This is a genomic window from Flavobacterium mesophilum, assembly GCF_039581405.1.
Lineage (GTDB): Bacteria > Bacteroidota > Bacteroidia > Flavobacteriales > Flavobacteriaceae > Flavobacterium.
On the sequence record NZ_JBCPXZ010000001.1, the window covers coordinates 747712 to 765673 of the forward strand.

Sequence of the window (17962 nt, forward strand, 5' to 3'; positions counted from 1 at the left end):
TGCAATTAAAAATTAAGGTTTAATCCCATTAAGTACGTTCTAGGAATTGGATAGAAACCGTAATCGATTCCAGCACCAATAGGAGACTGAGATACATTGTCACGATTTCCTGGACCAAATGAAGCTCCCGGATCAAAACCTTTATACTTTGTAAATGTGTATAAATTATTCACCCCAACGTAAAGTCTTAATTTTGTAATTCCTGCTTTTTGCGCCACATTTGGGTTTAAAGAATATCCCAACTGAATATTTTGGATTCTGAAATAAGAAGCATCTTCTACAAAATAATCAGAGAAAACATTGTTTGCAGTTGCTCCTGTTGTAACTCTTGGAGTTGAATTTGTAGAACCTTCTCCCGTCCATCTGTCTAAAACATAATTTAAACGATTGGCATCAGAAAGCGTTCTTTCGTAATTACGAACCATATCATTGCCTACAGATGCAAAAGTGTACATGGCAAAATCAACATTTTTGTAATTCATCTGAATATTGAAACCCATTGTCGCAGCTGGAATTGGATCGCCAATATTTGTTTTATCATTTGTATCGATTTTGCCATCGCCGTTTACGTCAACAAAGCGAATATCGCCAGGAACTGCATTTGCTCCTAAAGCTATTTGAGATGGATGCGCATCAATTTCTGCTTGATTTTGGAAGATACCATCTGTTTTATATCCGTAGAAATAACCTATTGGTTTTCCAACTTCCATGCGTGAAGGCGCAGGTTGTCCAACACCAAAAGCTCCTCCTTCAATAAATCCTGTTCCGTTATTAACTTCTTGAACAACATTTTTAAGCAAAGTCACATTATAACCTACACTGAAATTAAAATTGTCTGAGAATTTATCTTTGTAATCAATTGCGAATTCAAAACCTGAATTTTTAACCGATCCTGCATTTAAAGTTGGCGCGCTTGCACCTGGAGCACCAGTTCCGTTAATTCCTGAAACTGGAATATTTGGCACTAATAAATCTTTTCTAACATCGTTGAAATAATCTGCTACGATATAAACTTTGTCGTTTAAGATTTTCATATCCAAACCAACGTCAAATTTCTTCGCTTCTTCCCATTTTAAATTTGGATTCGGAACCTGACCTGTAGCGCTTCCGTTTACGATTGCACCATCAAAAACATAAGTTGCTTCACCATTTAAAAGTCCTAAATAACCATAATTTGGAATTTGGTCATTTCCTAACGTTCCGTAACTAGCTCTTAGCTTTAAGAAGCTGATTGCTTTTGGTTCTCCAAAGAAATTTTCTTTCGAAATAATCCAACCACCCGTAACTGAAGGGAAATACCCAACTTTGTTTCCTGGCCCGAATTTAGTCGAAGCATCACGACGAATCATTCCTGAAACTAAATACTTCTCTTTATAATCATATTGCGCTCTTGCAAAATAAGACAATCTTCTTTGGTCATACGTATAAGAAGTGTTTGTCAAAGTTTCTGAAATTCCTTTTGTCAAAGAAATATCAGCAAATTGCCAAGAGTTGTTAGGAACATCATAACCCGTTGCGGTAAGTCCGTTACCCCATTGTTTGTAGATTGTTGTACCTACAGTTCCTGTAATATTATGCGCATCGGCAATTTTTGTTGTGTAAGTTCCAAAAAGGTCGAATGAGTAATCATTATCATTTACAGCCCCTTGAGTAACAGAACTTCTTTGAACATCAAAAACTTTTCCGCCATAGCTAATTTGCGGATTAAATGTTTTTGACTCGCTGTTTGCTGTATTGAAACCTATTGCAGTTGAAAGTGTAAATCCTTTGAAAATTTTATAATCCAATCCAAAGTTTCCGTTGATTTTCTTGTAATTGTAATTGTTATACGAATTTTCAATTTGTGCCAATGGATTAATAATCTCGTTTCCTAATCCTGTTGTATTAGGCACAAGTGTAAAAGTGCCATCAGGATTATACGGACTTAAAGTTGAAGGAACGTTTAACGCATTAAACAATACCGATCCTAAACCATTTTCATTTAATGTTTTTCTGTTAAAATACGTGTAGATAACATTTGTCTTTAATTTGATTTTACTGCTAAGATCAGCGCCTAAACCAATTCTAGCCGTATTTCTCAAATATCCAGATTTATCACCTCCTACAATACCTTCTTGATCTAAATGCGATCCAGAGATTGAGTATGTGATATTTTCTGAACCTCCAGAAATAGTTAAGTCATTATTAATAATAGGAGCACCTTTCTGGAAAACTTCATCTTGCCAGTTTGTCCCTTTTCCTAATCCATTAACATTTGGATAAGGAATTGGTTTTCCACCATTTGCATAACTTTCATTCAATAAAAGTGCATATTCTGTAGCATTTAACGTTGGAAGCTTTCTTGATGTTTCTTGAAATCCTGCATAGCTATTGAATGAAACTTTTGTTTTAGAATTCTTTTTACCCATTTTGGTTGTCACCAAAATAATTCCGTTCGCTCCAATTGTTCCGTAAATAGCAGCTTGAGCATCTTTTAAAACAGTAATCGTTTCAATGTCATTTGGGTTTAACAAACTAAAATCTCCCACATAACCGTCAATAATAGCAGTTGGTGAATTTTGACCGTTTGTAGCGATACCACGAATACGAATGTCCAATCCCGCACCTGGCGCACCAGACTGCGTAGTTACATTCACACCCGATACTGTACCTTGTAAAGCTTGCTCAATTCTGGCTGGTTTTAAAATGTCCAGCGTTTTGCTGTCTACAACTGATACGGCTCCAGTAATCTCTCTTTTTTTCTGAGTACCATAACCAATCACAACGACTTCTTCAAGTGATTTGGCGTCGTCAGCCATTTTTACTGTCATTTTAGTTCCGGTCACTGCAATTTCTTGCGTTCTGTAACCTATATAACTAAAGACAATTGAAGCTCCTTTTGGAACTCCGGTTAACTTAAAAGATCCGTCAAAGTCTGTGGTTGTACTTTGTGACGAACTTTTAACTTTTACATTTACGCCAGGCAATGATAATCCTGACCCATCTACTACCGTTCCGCTTACATCATATGATTGCGCAAAGGCAAATGATGTGCAAAGCGATAGCACAATTAGTAACAATTTCGATTTCATAATTAGTTAGTTTTTATTGAAAGATAAATTTATTCGTTCCGATTAGGAATCCGATAAATTTAACCTCAACAAAAAACATACATCATAAAAAAACTGTTAGTAATTTTAAGATATCGCAAAATAGAACTCGAAAAAGCTAATAATTACGAATGTTAATTTCCTTAACATTTGCCTTACAAAAACCCAACAAAATCATAATGTTGTGGTAATGTATAGTTTTTTTGAGCTGATTTTTATCTTACTATACAGCCAAAATATATTCGACTAAACCGTTTTCGTGCTGTAAATCCATTTTTTTGCGTAGTCGGTATCTTTTAATCTCAACACTTCGAACCGAAATATTAAACAGTGGCGCAATCTCTTTTGAAGAAAGATTCAAACGCAAATAAGCGCACAAACGCAAATCATTTGGCGTTAATAATGGATGAAGTTGTTTGATGCGTTTTAAGAAATCTTTATCGGCATTGTCAAATGCTTCTTTAAAGACATTCCACGAATCTTCCTCTGTAATATTTTTATTAATTGTAGTAATTACAGATTTTATGTTTTTGCCTTCGCCAGTTTTTTCCAAATCTTGTCTAATAAAAGCAAGCAATTCATTTTTGCTGTTTAAGCTCATTGTTGAAACTGCCAATTCCCTACTCTTGGTATCGACGTCTTGAGAAAGTTGTTCGTTTCTGAGTTTCATCAATTGCTGTTCATTTTCCAATTCTTTGATCTCAAGCAAAAGATTATTTTCTTCAATCAGTTTTTCTTTTTGTTTCTGATAATAATTTCGATAGGCTTTATTGATAAAATAAGCCATTGCCAGCATCAACAGAAAATAAATAAAAACAGCCAAATTAGTCAAATACCAAGGTTTTGAAATCACGAATGTATAAACGGCAGTATTTTCAAGAATGGTATTGGCGTATTTCGCTCTAACTTTGAAAGTGTATTTTCCAGGAGAAAGATTTTTGAAATTCACGGTAGCTTTTGTGCTCCACTCGCTCCATTCATTCTGAAAACCTTCCAATAAATATTGATATTCAGTATTGATGTATTTATTATATTCCGGAACCGTATAATTTAATGTGATATTATTGTCGTTGGAGTGAAAACTTCCTTCTTCTTCAATTGCAACATCTTTCAAAACTTCATTTTGCTTATTTATGGCAATATCTGTCAGATGGACCTTGTAATTCTTAAAGACTAAATCGTCAATATTTAAGGTATAATATCCATCCGTCGTACCTATTAAATAAGTAGATTTCGAAATTTGCGTAATATTTTCATATCCGAGCATGGAATTAGTCAAAGATGCCGGAATCGGAATTACATTTTGTTTTAACTGATTGCTGAGTTTGCTCGCTGAGAAATAATGGATATAATTTTTGGAGAAAAGCCAAATTTTATTCGACTCATCTGTAATTAATTTACCCGATGTATATTCATCTTTTTCAAAAATCGAACTCAACAGCGAATCTTTTTCAAATTGTTTTGTTTTTGAATTCAATTTAAAAATTCCGCCTTTGTAAGCATAGTAAATTGCTTTATTGAATTTAGTCAAACTTGCACGCGTACCATTTTTAGGCGATTTATAAGTGTAAAATCCATTTGTTTTCTGCAATGATTTATCAAGTTTTAGCCTGAAAATCCCTTTATATTCGTGACTTACATAAATTTCAGAAGGGTTTGCAATTTCAAAATAGCGAGACGAATAATCGAATCCTTTGATTTTATTTCGAAATACCCATTGATTATTGATTTTCTCTAAAACCGAAATTCCGTAATAATTTCCTTGAAGCAATACATTTTTATTTGTTGGAGAAGGCTCAAACTTCCAAGTTCCTGAAGCAGAAAAAATACTTCTGGCTGAATCATTTGTAACGACAAAAGTTCCCGAATCATGTCCGCAAAACAATGTATTTTCATAAATAAATAGCGACCATACTTGCCCTTTTGTTCCATTTATAAACTTAAAATCACTATTGCTTTGAAGTGGTCTGCAAAAAAGACCCTGATTAGTGCCAATGTAGAGGATTCCTTTATAAACCGCAGATGCATAAACTGTTCCCAAAACTCCAGAATCATCTGTAAAACTATGTACCGGCGATTGCATATTAATGCAATTGATTCCATTGTCTAGTCCGGCCCACAAATTCTGATCTTTATCTTCAAAAAGCGACAAAGCCGTATTATTGCTCAAACCTTTGCTCTGCGAAAGATGGTATTTTAATTTTCCTTTATCCGATAAAACAAAAATTCCGTTTGAAACCGTTCCCAAAGCAAAACTTCCATCCTGAAGACGCTGACTGCTATAAACAAAACTTGATTTTAATTCCGAATCAACATCGGTAAGAAAAGGTGTCAAAACATTTCCAACGAGTTTATACATTCCGTCGAGCTGGGTCTGAATCAATAATCCTTCATCAGTTGTAAAAATATTGGCGATTATAAATTTTTTCAGAACAGGATTATCGGTGACCAATTTGGCCTTACCGCTTTCAATTTCAAAAAGACCTTCCTTCAAAGTCTGAAAATAAATAGCATTTTTGGGTGCAAACGATTTTACAACACCATTTTTTGGGGCGATTATCTTGAATTGTCCAGTCTTTGTATCGTAAATATAAATTCGGTTTAACGATTGAAACAAAATCCATTGATCGTATTTTAAAATGTTCCAAAACTGCTCGTCGTCAAGAATCTTTCTTTTTATTTTGTCACTAAGCGAAGTATATTTTAGTTTACCATCTGGCTTTCTTGTCCAATAACCAAAATTCATATAAGTCCCCGTATAAATCTTATTTCCGATGACTTTTACAGAACGTAAAATCGTTTCATTTGGCGCAGGATATAATTGCCAGTTTGTGCCATTATATTCTAAAAGTCCATCGTTATTGGCAAAGTATAAATAGTTCTCATCATCTTGTGAAATCATCCAATTTTGATTTCCAGCACCATAAACTGAAGCTGAATATTTTACAATTGGCGGAAACTCCTGTGCAGACAAGAACAAACTCAATAAAAGAAAAAGGGCAGAAAGTTTTGTTTTCAATTCGAGCAAAGTATTAATTTATTATAAAAACAGTTCTAAAATAGCTTATTTTATGTTGAAATAGCAAGTTTTTAATAAAAAACCTTACGCTCAAAAACCAAAGCTCGGATAGTGATTTAGTTAAAATTTGGAACAATCTCGTTAACTAAACTCAATTCAAAATTGATTACTTTTGTAAAAATTGACTTTTTTTATGCAGATTGATCTTTCTACACTCGACCCAAAGCAAAATATTATCATTAAAGGAGCGCAAGTACATAATTTAAAAAATGTAGATGTCGCAATTCCGCGAAATAAGCTTGTTGTGATTACAGGGCTTTCAGGATCAGGGAAATCCAGTTTGGCATTTGACACTTTATATGCCGAAGGACAACGCCGTTATGTAGAAAGCTTATCATCATATGCACGTCAGTTTTTAGGACGTTTGGATAAGCCGAAGGTGGAATACATTAAAGGTATTGCACCAGCAATTGCAATTGAGCAAAAAGTAAACACTACAAATGCTCGTTCAACGGTTGGAACGTCAACTGAAATTTACGATTACATCAAACTTTTATATGCTCGAATTGGACGAACTTTTTCTCCAATTTCTGGGCAAGAAGTGAAAAAAAATACCGTAAGCGATGTTATTGCTGATGTGAAAACATTAGAAATTGACAGCAAATGGCTTTTATTGGCTCCAATTCATTTAGAAGAAGGAAGACAGCTTGAAGACAAACTAAAAGTCCTTTTACAGCAAGGTTTTGCTCGTATTTTGGTGGATAACGAAATGGTTCGTTTAGATGATTTTACAGCTTCTGAAATGCATTCGCTTGACAACAAAGACATTTTATTGATTATTGATAGAATTGTCGTTAAAGAGGAAGAAGAATTCTATAATCGTCTTGCAGATGCTGTACAGACCGCTTTTTTTGAAGGAAAAGGAATTTGTTTTCTTCAAGAATTGGGATCTGAAAAACGTTTTTCTTATTCTAATAATTTTGAACTTGACGGTATCACCTTTTTAGAGCCGAATGTTCACTTATTCAGTTTTAATAATCCATACGGAGCTTGTCCGGTTTGCGAAGGTTACGGAAATATTATTGGCATTGATGCCGATTTAGTGGTTCCAAATACTGCTTTGTCTATTTTTGAAAGTGCAATTTATCCTTGGCGTGGCGAAAGCATGAGCTGGTATAAAGATGAATTAGTCAAGCACGCTTACAAATTTGACTTTCCTATTCACAAACCTTATTTCCAATTGACAGAAGAACAAAAAGACTTGATTTGGAAAGGAAATCAGTATTTTCAAGGTTTGAATGATTTCTTCAGAGAACTTGAAGAAAAGAATTACAAAATACAAAACCGTGTAATGTTATCACGTTACCGCGGCAAAACAAAATGTCACGCTTGTCGAGGAAAACGCTTGCGCGAAGAAGCTTCTTATGTAAAAATAAATGGCAAAACAGTTTCTGAATTAGTTGATTTGCCAATCAGACATTTGGTTACTTTTTTCAAAAACATTGATCTGAATGTTTACGAAGCACAAATTGCGAAACGTTTAATGGTTGAAATCAATAATCGTTTATCCTTTCTAACAGAAGTTGGTTTGGATTATCTGACTTTAAACAGAAATTCGTCAACGCTTTCTGGAGGAGAATCACAACGTATTAATCTAGCAACTTCATTAGGAAGCAGTTTGGTTGGTTCGATGTATATTTTAGATGAACCGAGTATTGGTTTGCATCCAAAAGATTCAGAACGATTGATTAAGGTTTTGCTTTCACTTCGTGATTTAGGAAATACCGTAATTGTAGTCGAACATGACGAGGATATCATGAAAGCGGCCGATATGATTATTGATATTGGTCCAGAAGCGGGAACTTTTGGTGGAAAATTAGTTGCTCAAGGCACTTATCCGGAAATACTGAAATCAGATTCACTTACTTCTAAATATTTGAATGGTGATTTGGAGATTTCGGTTCCAAAAAGAAGACGAAAATTCAAAAATCATATTGATATTATTGGCGCAAGAGAAAACAATTTAAAGAATATTGACGTTACTTTTCCACTTGACGTGTTGACGGTTGTTACGGGAGTTTCTGGAAGCGGAAAAAGTACTTTGATCAAGAAAATCTTGTTTCCGGCAATGCAGAAAAAACTGGAAAGTGCTTCTGAAAAAGCGGGTCAATTTACTGAAATAAAAGGTTCTTTTTCTCAAATCAAACATATTGAATATGTAGATCAAAACCCGATTGGAAGAAGTTCAAGATCAAATCCTGTAACGTACATAAAAGCTTATGATGATATTAGAGATTTATATGCTAAAGAAAAATTATCAAAAATAAGAGGTTATCAGGCCAAACACTTTTCTTTTAATGTTGATGGTGGCCGTTGCGAAACTTGTAAAGGAGAAGGCTCGATAAACGTTGAAATGGTCTTCATGGCCGATGTTTCTTTGCCTTGCGAAACTTGTGGAGGAAAACGATTCAAAAAAGAGATTCTAGAAGTTACTTTTGACAATCAAAACATCAATGATATTTTGACTATGACCATTGATGATGCGATTGCATTTTTTGAAAAAAACAAACAATCTAAAATCACCCAAAAATTACAGCCTTTACAGGATGTTGGTTTAGGATATGTTCAATTAGGACAATCTTCTTCTACATTATCTGGTGGTGAAGCACAACGTATCAAACTGGCTTCATTTTTAGTAAAAGGCGCTACAAAAGACAAAGCTTTATTTGTATTTGATGAGCCAACAACGGGACTTCATTTTCATGATATTAAAAAATTGTTAGCTTCATTTGATGCTTTGATCGAAAAAGGACATTCTATAATTGTGATTGAGCATAATCTCGATTTAATCAAATGCGCCGATTGGATTATTGATCTTGGTCCTGAAGGTGGTGAAAACGGAGGGCATTTATTAGCAACCGGAACTCCTGAAGATATTGTAAAGGTCAAAGAATCGGTTACTGGAATTTATTTAAAAGACAAACTTTAATAGGACTTTAAGCTGTAAGCAATAAGCTTTAGGCTTTATACAAAATGAAAAAACAGCCAAATGGCTGTTTTTTTTTAAGCTACTTCTGCTTATAGCTTAGGGCATAAAGCCTATAGCACTATTAAGCGACTAAACATCTTTCTTCAAAAGGAACACCATCCTCATCGATGGCAACTAATATTTTTTTCTGCTTTGATGCTTCTAAAGTAAGATAAAGCCATGCAAACGACCACAATCCTAATGTCAAGCAAAAAATAATAAAATTCAAACCATGATTTACTGCTTTTCCGCCTTTTGAAAGTACTGCAAAAAGTAATTCATCATTTCTTTCTTCGAGTGTAAATCCATTATGAACTTTGTTTGAGATCATATTTGAAAATACCTGTAAGCTTTGTTCTTGACTAAGTGGATTGCCTTTCATAATCATTAATTAAGTTAAAAGATTATTAAATACTACTACAATTACTTAACACTTTTCACAACCTGAAAAGTATTTCAATCTCAATAAAACTACAGAACATCAACTTTTATTGCTGTATGAATGATATTTTTTACCGTTCATCTCAATGTATTGCTGATTTCTTAGATAAAGTTAGTTTTAATAAAATTAATTGCAAAGGGAAAATATGTTAAAATTTCAAACTTAACAACTTATTATCAACAAGTTAACCTACAAATTTTAGTATTCTGAACCTGAATTATCCTTTACTTGCTAACTTGTCAAAATATCCATAAAAAAAAATCGGCTAATACAAAATTGTAGCCGATTTTTTACGAATTATATTTTTACGCCTCTTAAGCTTTGATTTTGACTTTTCTTAAAATATTGTCAATCACATTATTGATGTCAGGTGAAATATTGAATTTATAATTCAGATATACGTATAAAATGGTAACTAAAATAGATTTTAAAGCGATACTGATCAATTGGAAAAATGGGAATTCCCAGAAATAAAACACTAAAAATAATGCAAATGTCAATAACGCAGAATAGATTGTTTGCTTCGTAAAAGGATATAAATCCAATTTTTTAACCACAAAAAGGAGCTTTGCCAAACTATATAAAGTAATTGAGAGCAAAGTAGCAATCGCAGATCCTAAAATCCCCATAATTGGAATAAAAATCATGTTTAAGATTACAGTCAAAACCACAAGCATTAAACCTAAATACAATACCATTCGGTAATATTTAGTATTAAAGATAATAGCATTGTTGTTTCCTAAAATCAAATCGAAGTATTTCGATAATCCAATCATAAACACGACAATGATTCCGCCACTGTATTCTTTTGGCACTAATTCATAAAGCTGATTAATATTTACAAATATGCAAAGCATTACAAATCCGCCTACGATTTGCAAATTGATAGACGTTTTTTTGTAAAGGGAATTCAATTCGTCGTGTTTGTTTTCATGCATCAGTTTTGCTGTAATCGGGTAAACGATTTGATGCATTGCACGACTCGGAACTGAAATGACCAAAGCAATATAAGTCGCAACCGAATAATAAGCAATATTTTCGATTTTCATATATTGATTCAACATTAGCTTATCACCATCCAAAAGCAAATTGGCAACACTTCCTGAAAGAATAATGTAAAAGGTATATTCCATTACAGCCTTTACATTGTCAGGAATCGTAATTTGAAAATTCGGCCTTTTGATATAAAAGGCATAGAACATGGTAATCAAAAATGCAAAAAAGTAGATTCCAGCAGTTATGTACACAAATCCGACTAAAGAAATCCAATTGAAATACAAACCAATCAACGCTACAGTTGAAAGCAACCTTAACCCGACTTCTTTAATGAAATTTCCAAAAACAGAATGCATGTGCACTCTCGCCCACGCATAAAAAATCTCAAAATAAGCCATACAAATCCCGATAAACGGAATCAAATACATAAATTCTTTTACAACTGGATTTTTCTTGGTTACAAAAGCCGTAATATCATCAAAGAAAAAGATTCCGATTATCCCTAACGGAATACACATTAAAATAGGAAATAAAGCCGTAAACGATAAAAATTGCTCTCGTTTTTCTTCCGTATCATACTGCGAATAAAACTTGACCAATGTATTCTGCATTCCAATGGCAAACAAAGGCATGATCACATTTGCCGCAGATGTGATGTAATTTGTTAATGCATAATATGTTGCACCCAAAAAAACTGGGTACAAATAAAGTGTATTAATGGCTCCAATTGCGAAACCTATGTAGGTTATGATTGTATTTTTAAAAGATTGGTTTAAAACAATACCCATTTCTTGAGTTTATGTAGAATTTAGATTTTAAAAGATTATTCTTTAATCAGCTGTGCTAATTGTTTGGTCAAGTTTTTTCGGGAATATTGCTGTAAACCAATACCATTGGCTTGTAATTTCCCTTCCAAAAACTGATTATAAAAGCCCAAAATTACACTTTTTAATTTCGCTTTTTCAGAATAATCAAAAAATACTCCAGTATTTGTTTCTGTAATAATATCGGCAAAGTCTGAACCTTGAGGTCCAATCGCTATAATTGGGCGGTTTGACACCATATATTCAAACAATTTACCAGGAATAATACTTTTTGTGTCTTCCGAATTTATTTCGATCAAAAGCAAGACTTGAGACTTTCTCTGATGTGCAATTGCTTCTTTATGCGAAACATATCCCAAAAGATTTAAAAAATCATTTAGCTTAAATTCTGAAATTGAATCTAATACTTCCTGACTTACAGCACCAATTAATTTGATTTCTAAATGTGTCTTAAAATCTGGAATCTCATTTAAAAGTTCTACCAATGCTTCCCATAAAAACTTAGGATTTCTATCGGATAAAAAAGATCCAATATGGGCCAATGTAAATTTAGAATCTAAAGTTTGTTTTTCAACATTCTCAATATCATAACCGTTTGTAATTACCGAAATTGGTTTATTAGTAATGGCTTGAAATTCAGTTTTTGTAGTTTTGCTTGTTACAATAACAGTATCTGCCGCATTTAGCACTTTATGTTCTAAATATTTGTGCTTTTTATCGGCATAGCTTGAAAGGCGCAATGCTTTATGATACCCGATTGTTGTCCAAGGATCGCGAAAATCGGCAAACCATTTTACATTTAGTTTTTCTTTTAATTCCAAACCAATTAAATGCAAACTATGCGGAGGCCCCGAAGTTACAATCGTATCAATATTATTTTCCTTGATGTACTTTTCCAGATAAGAAACCGAAGGTTTTACCCAAAAAACGCGAGCATCAGGAATAAAAAGATTACCACGAATCCAAAGAAACGTTTTATCTAAAAAAGTCTGCTTTTTTTTATGTGGAAAAATCCCCGAACTGATTTTCTTGGTTTTATTTTTTGAAAATATCGAAGCCAATTGATAAGGCTCCCAAATTTTATTCTTCAAAACAATTACCTTATCTGAAATTTCACTTACTAAACCTTCGTCAACTATTGGATAAGTTGGATTTTCAGGAATATACACAATTGGCTGAATATCAAATTCAGGCAGATATTTGGTAAATTTCAACCAGCGTTGCACGCCCGGCCCACCTGCAGGCGGAAAATAATAGGTAATTATTAAAAGTTTTTTTTGTTCCAAGAAAAATGGGTTTAATATTTAAAAGTTGCTTCGAGATTAAACTGATTTTTGATTATCAAACAATTTCTTTCTCTCAAAATAAATCCCACCAATCAATAACAAGAACATTCCAATTGAACTCGCTAAAGTAATTGTTCCTCCTGTTTTAATAACTTGAGGCTCAAATTTGAATTCTATTGTATGTTTTCCGCCAGGAACTTCCATCGCTCTTAAAACATAATCCACAGGGAAATGATCCGTCAATTTACCATCGACATAAGCATTCCAACCATTTTTATAGTATATCTCAGAAAACACAGCCAAGCCGTCTTTTGCATTATCAGATTGATATTTGATATAATTTGGCTTGTATTGAACCACTTTTATTGTTCCAGTTGTATCCCAAGCTTTTTTCATGCGAGCATTTTGGAATTTCGCTTCGTGCTCATGAACATTGAAAACAGCAACTTGCTTCGTATCGATATGATCTAAAGCTTTCATTACATCGTCTGGTTTGTTTACCAACTTTACAGTACTTACAAACCAAGCATTTCCATTTGCTTCAGGATTTATGGTCGGGATTTCTTTTCCATCTTTATCGGTTTGGATTACATACTTAACATTAAGCATATTAAGCACTTCCAAATTATTTTTAGCAATTTGATAATCAAAAAGCTGTTGCATTCTTCTAGGCTTCGCAGCATGGTAACCTCCAATAGAATTATGAAAATAAGATGCACGTGCGCTAGACATGTTTCCGTTTACTTCAAAAACTCTGTAATGCGTTGTATCTTCTAAGATTTTAGCATCAGCAGGAGTTTCCTGAAATGGAGCCGCAATTTGAACCGGACTCACAAAATCTTTAGCAGCAACATATTTTTTATCCACAAAGAATAAATCTAATACCAAAATAATTCCTATCAACACAACACTAAGTTCCTTATATTCTTTTTTAGCAATTATACGCCAAAGTAGATAACCAGCTACCAAAGAAACCACAGGAACAAATGCTTTAATATTAATTAATGACTTTTCGCCAATTACAATAAATACAAAAAAGACTCCTAATAAAGCTAATGCCAATAATAATATGTAACCTAAAATTGATATAATATTTTGATATCTTAAATAACAAAAGAAAAAAACAAAAGTTATAATGGTGAAAAAACCAGAACGTAATAAATCAGCTAAATATAGACTCATTCTATCTTCTTTCAGCGCATCAACAAAATCCGGTCCGTAGGTTTGCAAGAAATAACTATCACTACTTCCCGAAAAATGAAACATACTTTTCGCAAATAATAAAATCAGCAAGGTTCCTAAAACAAATACAACAGTCTGAATTAATGTTTTCTGTTGTAATTTGGCATCTTTAGAATTAAAGAAAGATTGCAATCCCATAACTGCTAAAATAGGGAAGCACAATTCAAGAATAACCTGAATTGACGAAACTGCCCTAAACTTATCATACATTGGAACATAATCGATAAAAAAGTCTGTCAGTACAGCAAAATTCTTACCCCATGAAAGTATTAATGAAAATAATGCTCCTGTAAGGAATACATATTTTATTTTTCTGTCGTCAATAAATAGAGCCAAAACAGCCAAAAAGAAAACCACGGCTCCAATATATGCTGGCGCGGCAACAATTGGCTGATCTCCCCAATATGTTGGCATTCCAGACACAAAATTTTCGGCATCAGTTGTTGGGACACCATGCTCAATCATAAACGAATACATTCTACTGTCTGTACCTACATTCTCATGATTTGAGCCTCCAAAAAGTCTTGGTGCAATCAAGTTAAAACTTTCTGCAATTCCATAACTATATTCTGTGATATAATCTCTGCTTAAAGCATTTTCGTTTTCTTTTTTAGTTCCGTCAGGATTAAAAGTCAACTCACTGTTGCTTCTTGTACTGAATTTAGCATATTCGCTTGTTGCCAAAAGATTTCCAGCATTGGCACCAATGGCAAAAATTCCGGCTACAGCCAATGTTCCAATAGCAACTAAAAGTGGTTTATATTCTTTCTCTTTTATAAAAGTAAAAGCATAATATCCCGAAAGAATCAACAAGAAAATCAATAAATAATAGGTCATTTGAAAGTGATTTGCATTCACTTCAAGTGCCACAGCAAACATGGTGAGCAGTCCTCCCCAAATGTATTTCTTTTGAAAAACGAGTATAAAGCCGGCAATAACCAACGGCATATAAGCAATGGCATGCGCTTTTGCATTATGACCAACACCAAGAATAATAATCAAATAAGTAGAGAAACCAAAGGCAATGGCTCCAATAAAAGCTTTTAAAGGATCTGTTTTTAAAACCAAAAGCAAGCCATAAAAACCAAGAAAATATAAAAATAAATAATCTGCAGGACGTGGAAGAAAACGCAAAGCATCATCAATTTTACCCACAAAATCGTACGGATAATTTGCTCCCAACTGATAAGTTGGCATTCCACCAAAGGCAGAATTTGTCCAATAAGGTTCAGCATGTTCAGCAGCTCTAAAGTCATTTTGCTCTTTTGCCATTCCGGTATATTGAGCAATATCTGACTGGAAAATTTGTTTTCCTTGCAGAACTGGATAAAAATAAATTAATGAAACGAGAATAAAGCCCAGTACTACAAGGGCGTGCGGATAGAACTTATTTACTATTTTCAATTTTGGCTGGTTTGGTTAAATGATGAATCCTACTTTGTCAGGATACAAACTTAATCTATTTCTTCGTAATCAACATAATCCCCCACTTTTTTGGTCTCGCGAGGATTTTTTGCATTTGCAGTGTTGATGATTATCTCATCATTATTATTCTGAGTTCTTTGCCAAGAATTGTCTTGGCTATATTGTTGTTGTTGTCTCTGAAAATTTTCGCCAGCTTTTTCAACCGCTTTTTTCACCAATACTGGCAAAAAGATTTTGGCTAAAAACTTAAAAATATAATAAAACGCAATGATCCACATTATCGTTTTAAACAAATTTGTAAAAGATGCTTCTTGCATAACTATATAATTTTTGCCAAAATTAGTAAATCCGCTGTTTAAAATTAAAATATCAATCTTAAATAAATAATAAAATATAGTACATTTGAAATGCGTTATAGCTTTTTAATCAAAAAATACATTTATGTTGAAAATTAAAAACTTACTCATTGCTTCTCTTTTTTTTGTGCCCCAATTCTTTTTCGGACAATACACTGACGTCATAAATTCTAACCGTCCAGGCGAAACTATGTCGGCTTACGCTGTCGGAAAATCGGTTATTCAGGGCGAACTTGGCATTTATGGAATCAAAGAAAAGCACGATTTGTTAGATTATGATGCAAGCGGTTTCGGAACCGATTTTACGCTTAGATATGGAGCCTTTTTAGAGCAATTGGAGTTTGTTCTTGATGTGCAATATCAAATGGAAAATTTTGATACTCCGTATACTAGTTACAAGAAAAATGATTTTAGACAAACCGTCTTAGGAGCTAAGTACTTAATTTACGACCCATATAAAAATTACAAAAAAGAATCCAATATTTACAGCTACAAAGCCAATCATGCTTTCAACTGGCATGAATTAATCCCCGCAGTTTCTATATTTGCAGGAGCAAATTTTATTGGTGCAGACAACCCTTACTATTTTTCAGCAAATAGCGAGATTTCTCCAAAAGTAGCTTTGGTCACTCAAAACTTGTTTGGAGGCGGAAGATGGGTTTTTGTGACTAATATTATTGCAGATTATATTGGAACAGACTACCCAAGTTATGGATATGTCTTAACTTTGACCCATGGATTTAATGCTAAATGGTCTGGATTTATAGAAAATCAAGGATATAAGAGTGATTTTTACAGCGATGCAATCCTGCGTGGAGGTGCGGCTTATCTTCTTTCACCAAATATGCAAGTTGATGCTTCTATAAGTACAAATTTCAAAAATACGCCTTCGATATTGTACGGCGGAGTTGGAATTTCTTGGCGTTATGATGGTTGGTACAAAGAAAAACTTACAGCAACAAAAAACAAAGAAAAGGCTGATAAGAATTCTGATAATAAAAAAGATATTGATTATCAAGAAAAAGAAAGAAAACGAAAAGCTAAATACGAATAAATTTTATAACTAAATCTCTGAAAGAGAATCTTACAATAGCACTTTAATGATTACAATAAAAGAAGCCAAAACTAAAAAAGAATTAACTGAATATATCAAATTTCCGTTCTCACTTTATAAGGACAATCCGTATTGGGTACCGCCTATTATTGCAGATGAATTGGAATCATTTGATAAAACTAAAAACCCAGCATTTGATAACGCAGAAGCCTATTTTTATATCGCTTATAAAGATAATAAACCAGTAGGCCGAATCACTGCAATTATCAATTGGGCCGAAGTTAATAATCAGCATAAAAGAAAAGTACGTTTTGGTTGGTTTGACGTTATTGATGACATTGAAGTGACAAAAGCTTTGCTTGAGAAAGTATACGAGTTAGGAAGAAAACATAACCTAGAGCATGCCGAAGGGCCAATGGGTTTCTCAAATTTGGACAAAGTAGGCGTTTTGACTGAAGGTTATGACCAAATTGGAACTATGATTACATGGTACAATCATCCTTATTATGTTACGCATTTAGAGCAATTAGGCTTTCAAGTAGAGAAACAATTCATTGAAAGTATATTTCCTTTTTCAAATGTAAAACCTGAGTTTTTTCAAAAGGCTCAAGAATTAATCAAAAAACGCTACGGATTAAAAGCGCTTACTTTTACAAGAACAAAGGACATCATGCCTTATGTAGACGAAATGTTTGATTTGTTCAATGAATCGTATGAAAAACTAGCCTCGTTTGTAGCTATTTCAGATGTTCAAAAAGAATATTTCAAAAAGAAATATATCGGCTTCATCAATCCAGAATACATCAAATTTGTGGTTGACAAAGACGACAAATTAGTTGCTTTCAGCATTGTAATGCCAAGTTTTGTTGAAGCTTTGCAGAAGATAAAAGGAAAACTTTTCCCGTTTGGATTTCTTCAGCTATTAAAAGCTAGAAAACACAGCAAGGATGTGGTTTTCTATCTAATCGGAATTCGACCTGAATATCAAAACAAAGGGGTAACTGCCATAATTTTTGACGAATATTACAAGACTTTTTCTGCTAAAGGAATTCAGACTTGCATTAGAACTCCAGAATTACTGGAAAACAATGCTATTCATTTGCTTTGGAAGAACTTCGACCCAACAATTCACTGCCAAAGAAAGACTTATTTGAAGAATCTTTAAACGTAAAGAATAAAATATAAAAAATCCATTCGCCCC

Annotated in this window: 10 protein-coding genes; 3 read left to right on the plus strand and 7 right to left on the minus strand. The window is 33.4% G+C overall.

Annotation, left to right across the window (positions count from 1 at the left end):
- Nucleotides 1-5 precede the first annotated feature (5 nt).
- Together AAYQ19_RS03200 and AAYQ19_RS03205 are read right to left on the minus strand one after the other, a co-directional pair.
- Nucleotides 6-3071, minus strand: coding sequence for a SusC/RagA family TonB-linked outer membrane protein (locus tag AAYQ19_RS03200; protein ID WP_343533761.1), 3066 nt, complete (start codon nt 3069-3071; stop codon nt 6-8).
- Between the two features lie 241 nt (nt 3072-3312).
- Complete coding sequence (locus AAYQ19_RS03205; RefSeq protein ID WP_343533763.1) at nt 3313-6108, minus strand: triple tyrosine motif-containing protein; 2796 nt, start codon at nt 6106-6108, stop codon at nt 3313-3315.
- A 193-nt stretch (nt 6109-6301) separates the two neighbouring features.
- On the opposite strand from AAYQ19_RS03205, the gene uvrA reads away from it, so the two are divergent.
- Nucleotides 6302-9097, plus strand: a complete 2796-nt coding sequence (gene uvrA, locus AAYQ19_RS03210) for an excinuclease ABC subunit UvrA (RefSeq protein ID WP_343533765.1) — start codon at nt 6302-6304, stop codon at nt 9095-9097.
- A gap of 121 nt (nt 9098-9218) precedes the next feature.
- On the opposite strand, the gene AAYQ19_RS03215 is transcribed toward uvrA, so the two are convergent.
- From AAYQ19_RS03215 to AAYQ19_RS03235, 5 genes are all read right to left on the minus strand, one after another.
- Nucleotides 9219-9518, minus strand: a complete 300-nt coding sequence (locus AAYQ19_RS03215; RefSeq protein WP_026729185.1) for a hypothetical protein — start codon at nt 9516-9518, stop codon at nt 9219-9221.
- A 374-nt stretch (nt 9519-9892) separates the two neighbouring features.
- Nucleotides 9893-11362, minus strand: a complete 1470-nt coding sequence (locus tag AAYQ19_RS03220) for a lipopolysaccharide biosynthesis protein (RefSeq protein WP_343533769.1) — start codon at nt 11360-11362, stop codon at nt 9893-9895.
- A gap of 35 nt (nt 11363-11397) precedes the next feature.
- On the minus strand, nt 11398-12684 hold the full coding sequence (locus AAYQ19_RS03225) for a glycosyltransferase family 4 protein (protein ID WP_343533771.1): 1287 nt from the start codon (nt 12682-12684) through the stop codon (nt 11398-11400).
- 36 nt (nt 12685-12720) lie between these two features.
- Complete coding sequence (locus AAYQ19_RS03230; protein ID WP_343533773.1) at nt 12721-15330, minus strand: YfhO family protein; 2610 nt, start codon at nt 15328-15330, stop codon at nt 12721-12723.
- A 50-nt stretch (nt 15331-15380) separates the two neighbouring features.
- The gene (locus AAYQ19_RS03235; RefSeq protein WP_343533774.1) at nt 15381-15668 is read right to left on the minus strand and encodes a DUF4834 family protein; all 288 of its coding nucleotides are present in this window, start codon (nt 15666-15668) and stop codon (nt 15381-15383) included.
- 124 nt (nt 15669-15792) lie between these two features.
- Here AAYQ19_RS03235 and AAYQ19_RS03240 point away from each other — a divergent pair, with 124 nt between their 5' ends.
- On the plus strand, nt 15793-16761 hold the full coding sequence (locus AAYQ19_RS03240; RefSeq protein WP_343533775.1) for a transporter: 969 nt from the start codon (nt 15793-15795) through the stop codon (nt 16759-16761).
- 46 nt (nt 16762-16807) lie between these two features.
- A complete protein-coding gene (locus tag AAYQ19_RS03245; protein ID WP_343533778.1) occupies nt 16808-17926 on the plus strand; it encodes a GTP cyclohydrolase in 1119 nt (372 codons plus the stop codon).
- The last annotated feature ends 36 nt before the right edge of the window (nt 17927-17962 follow it).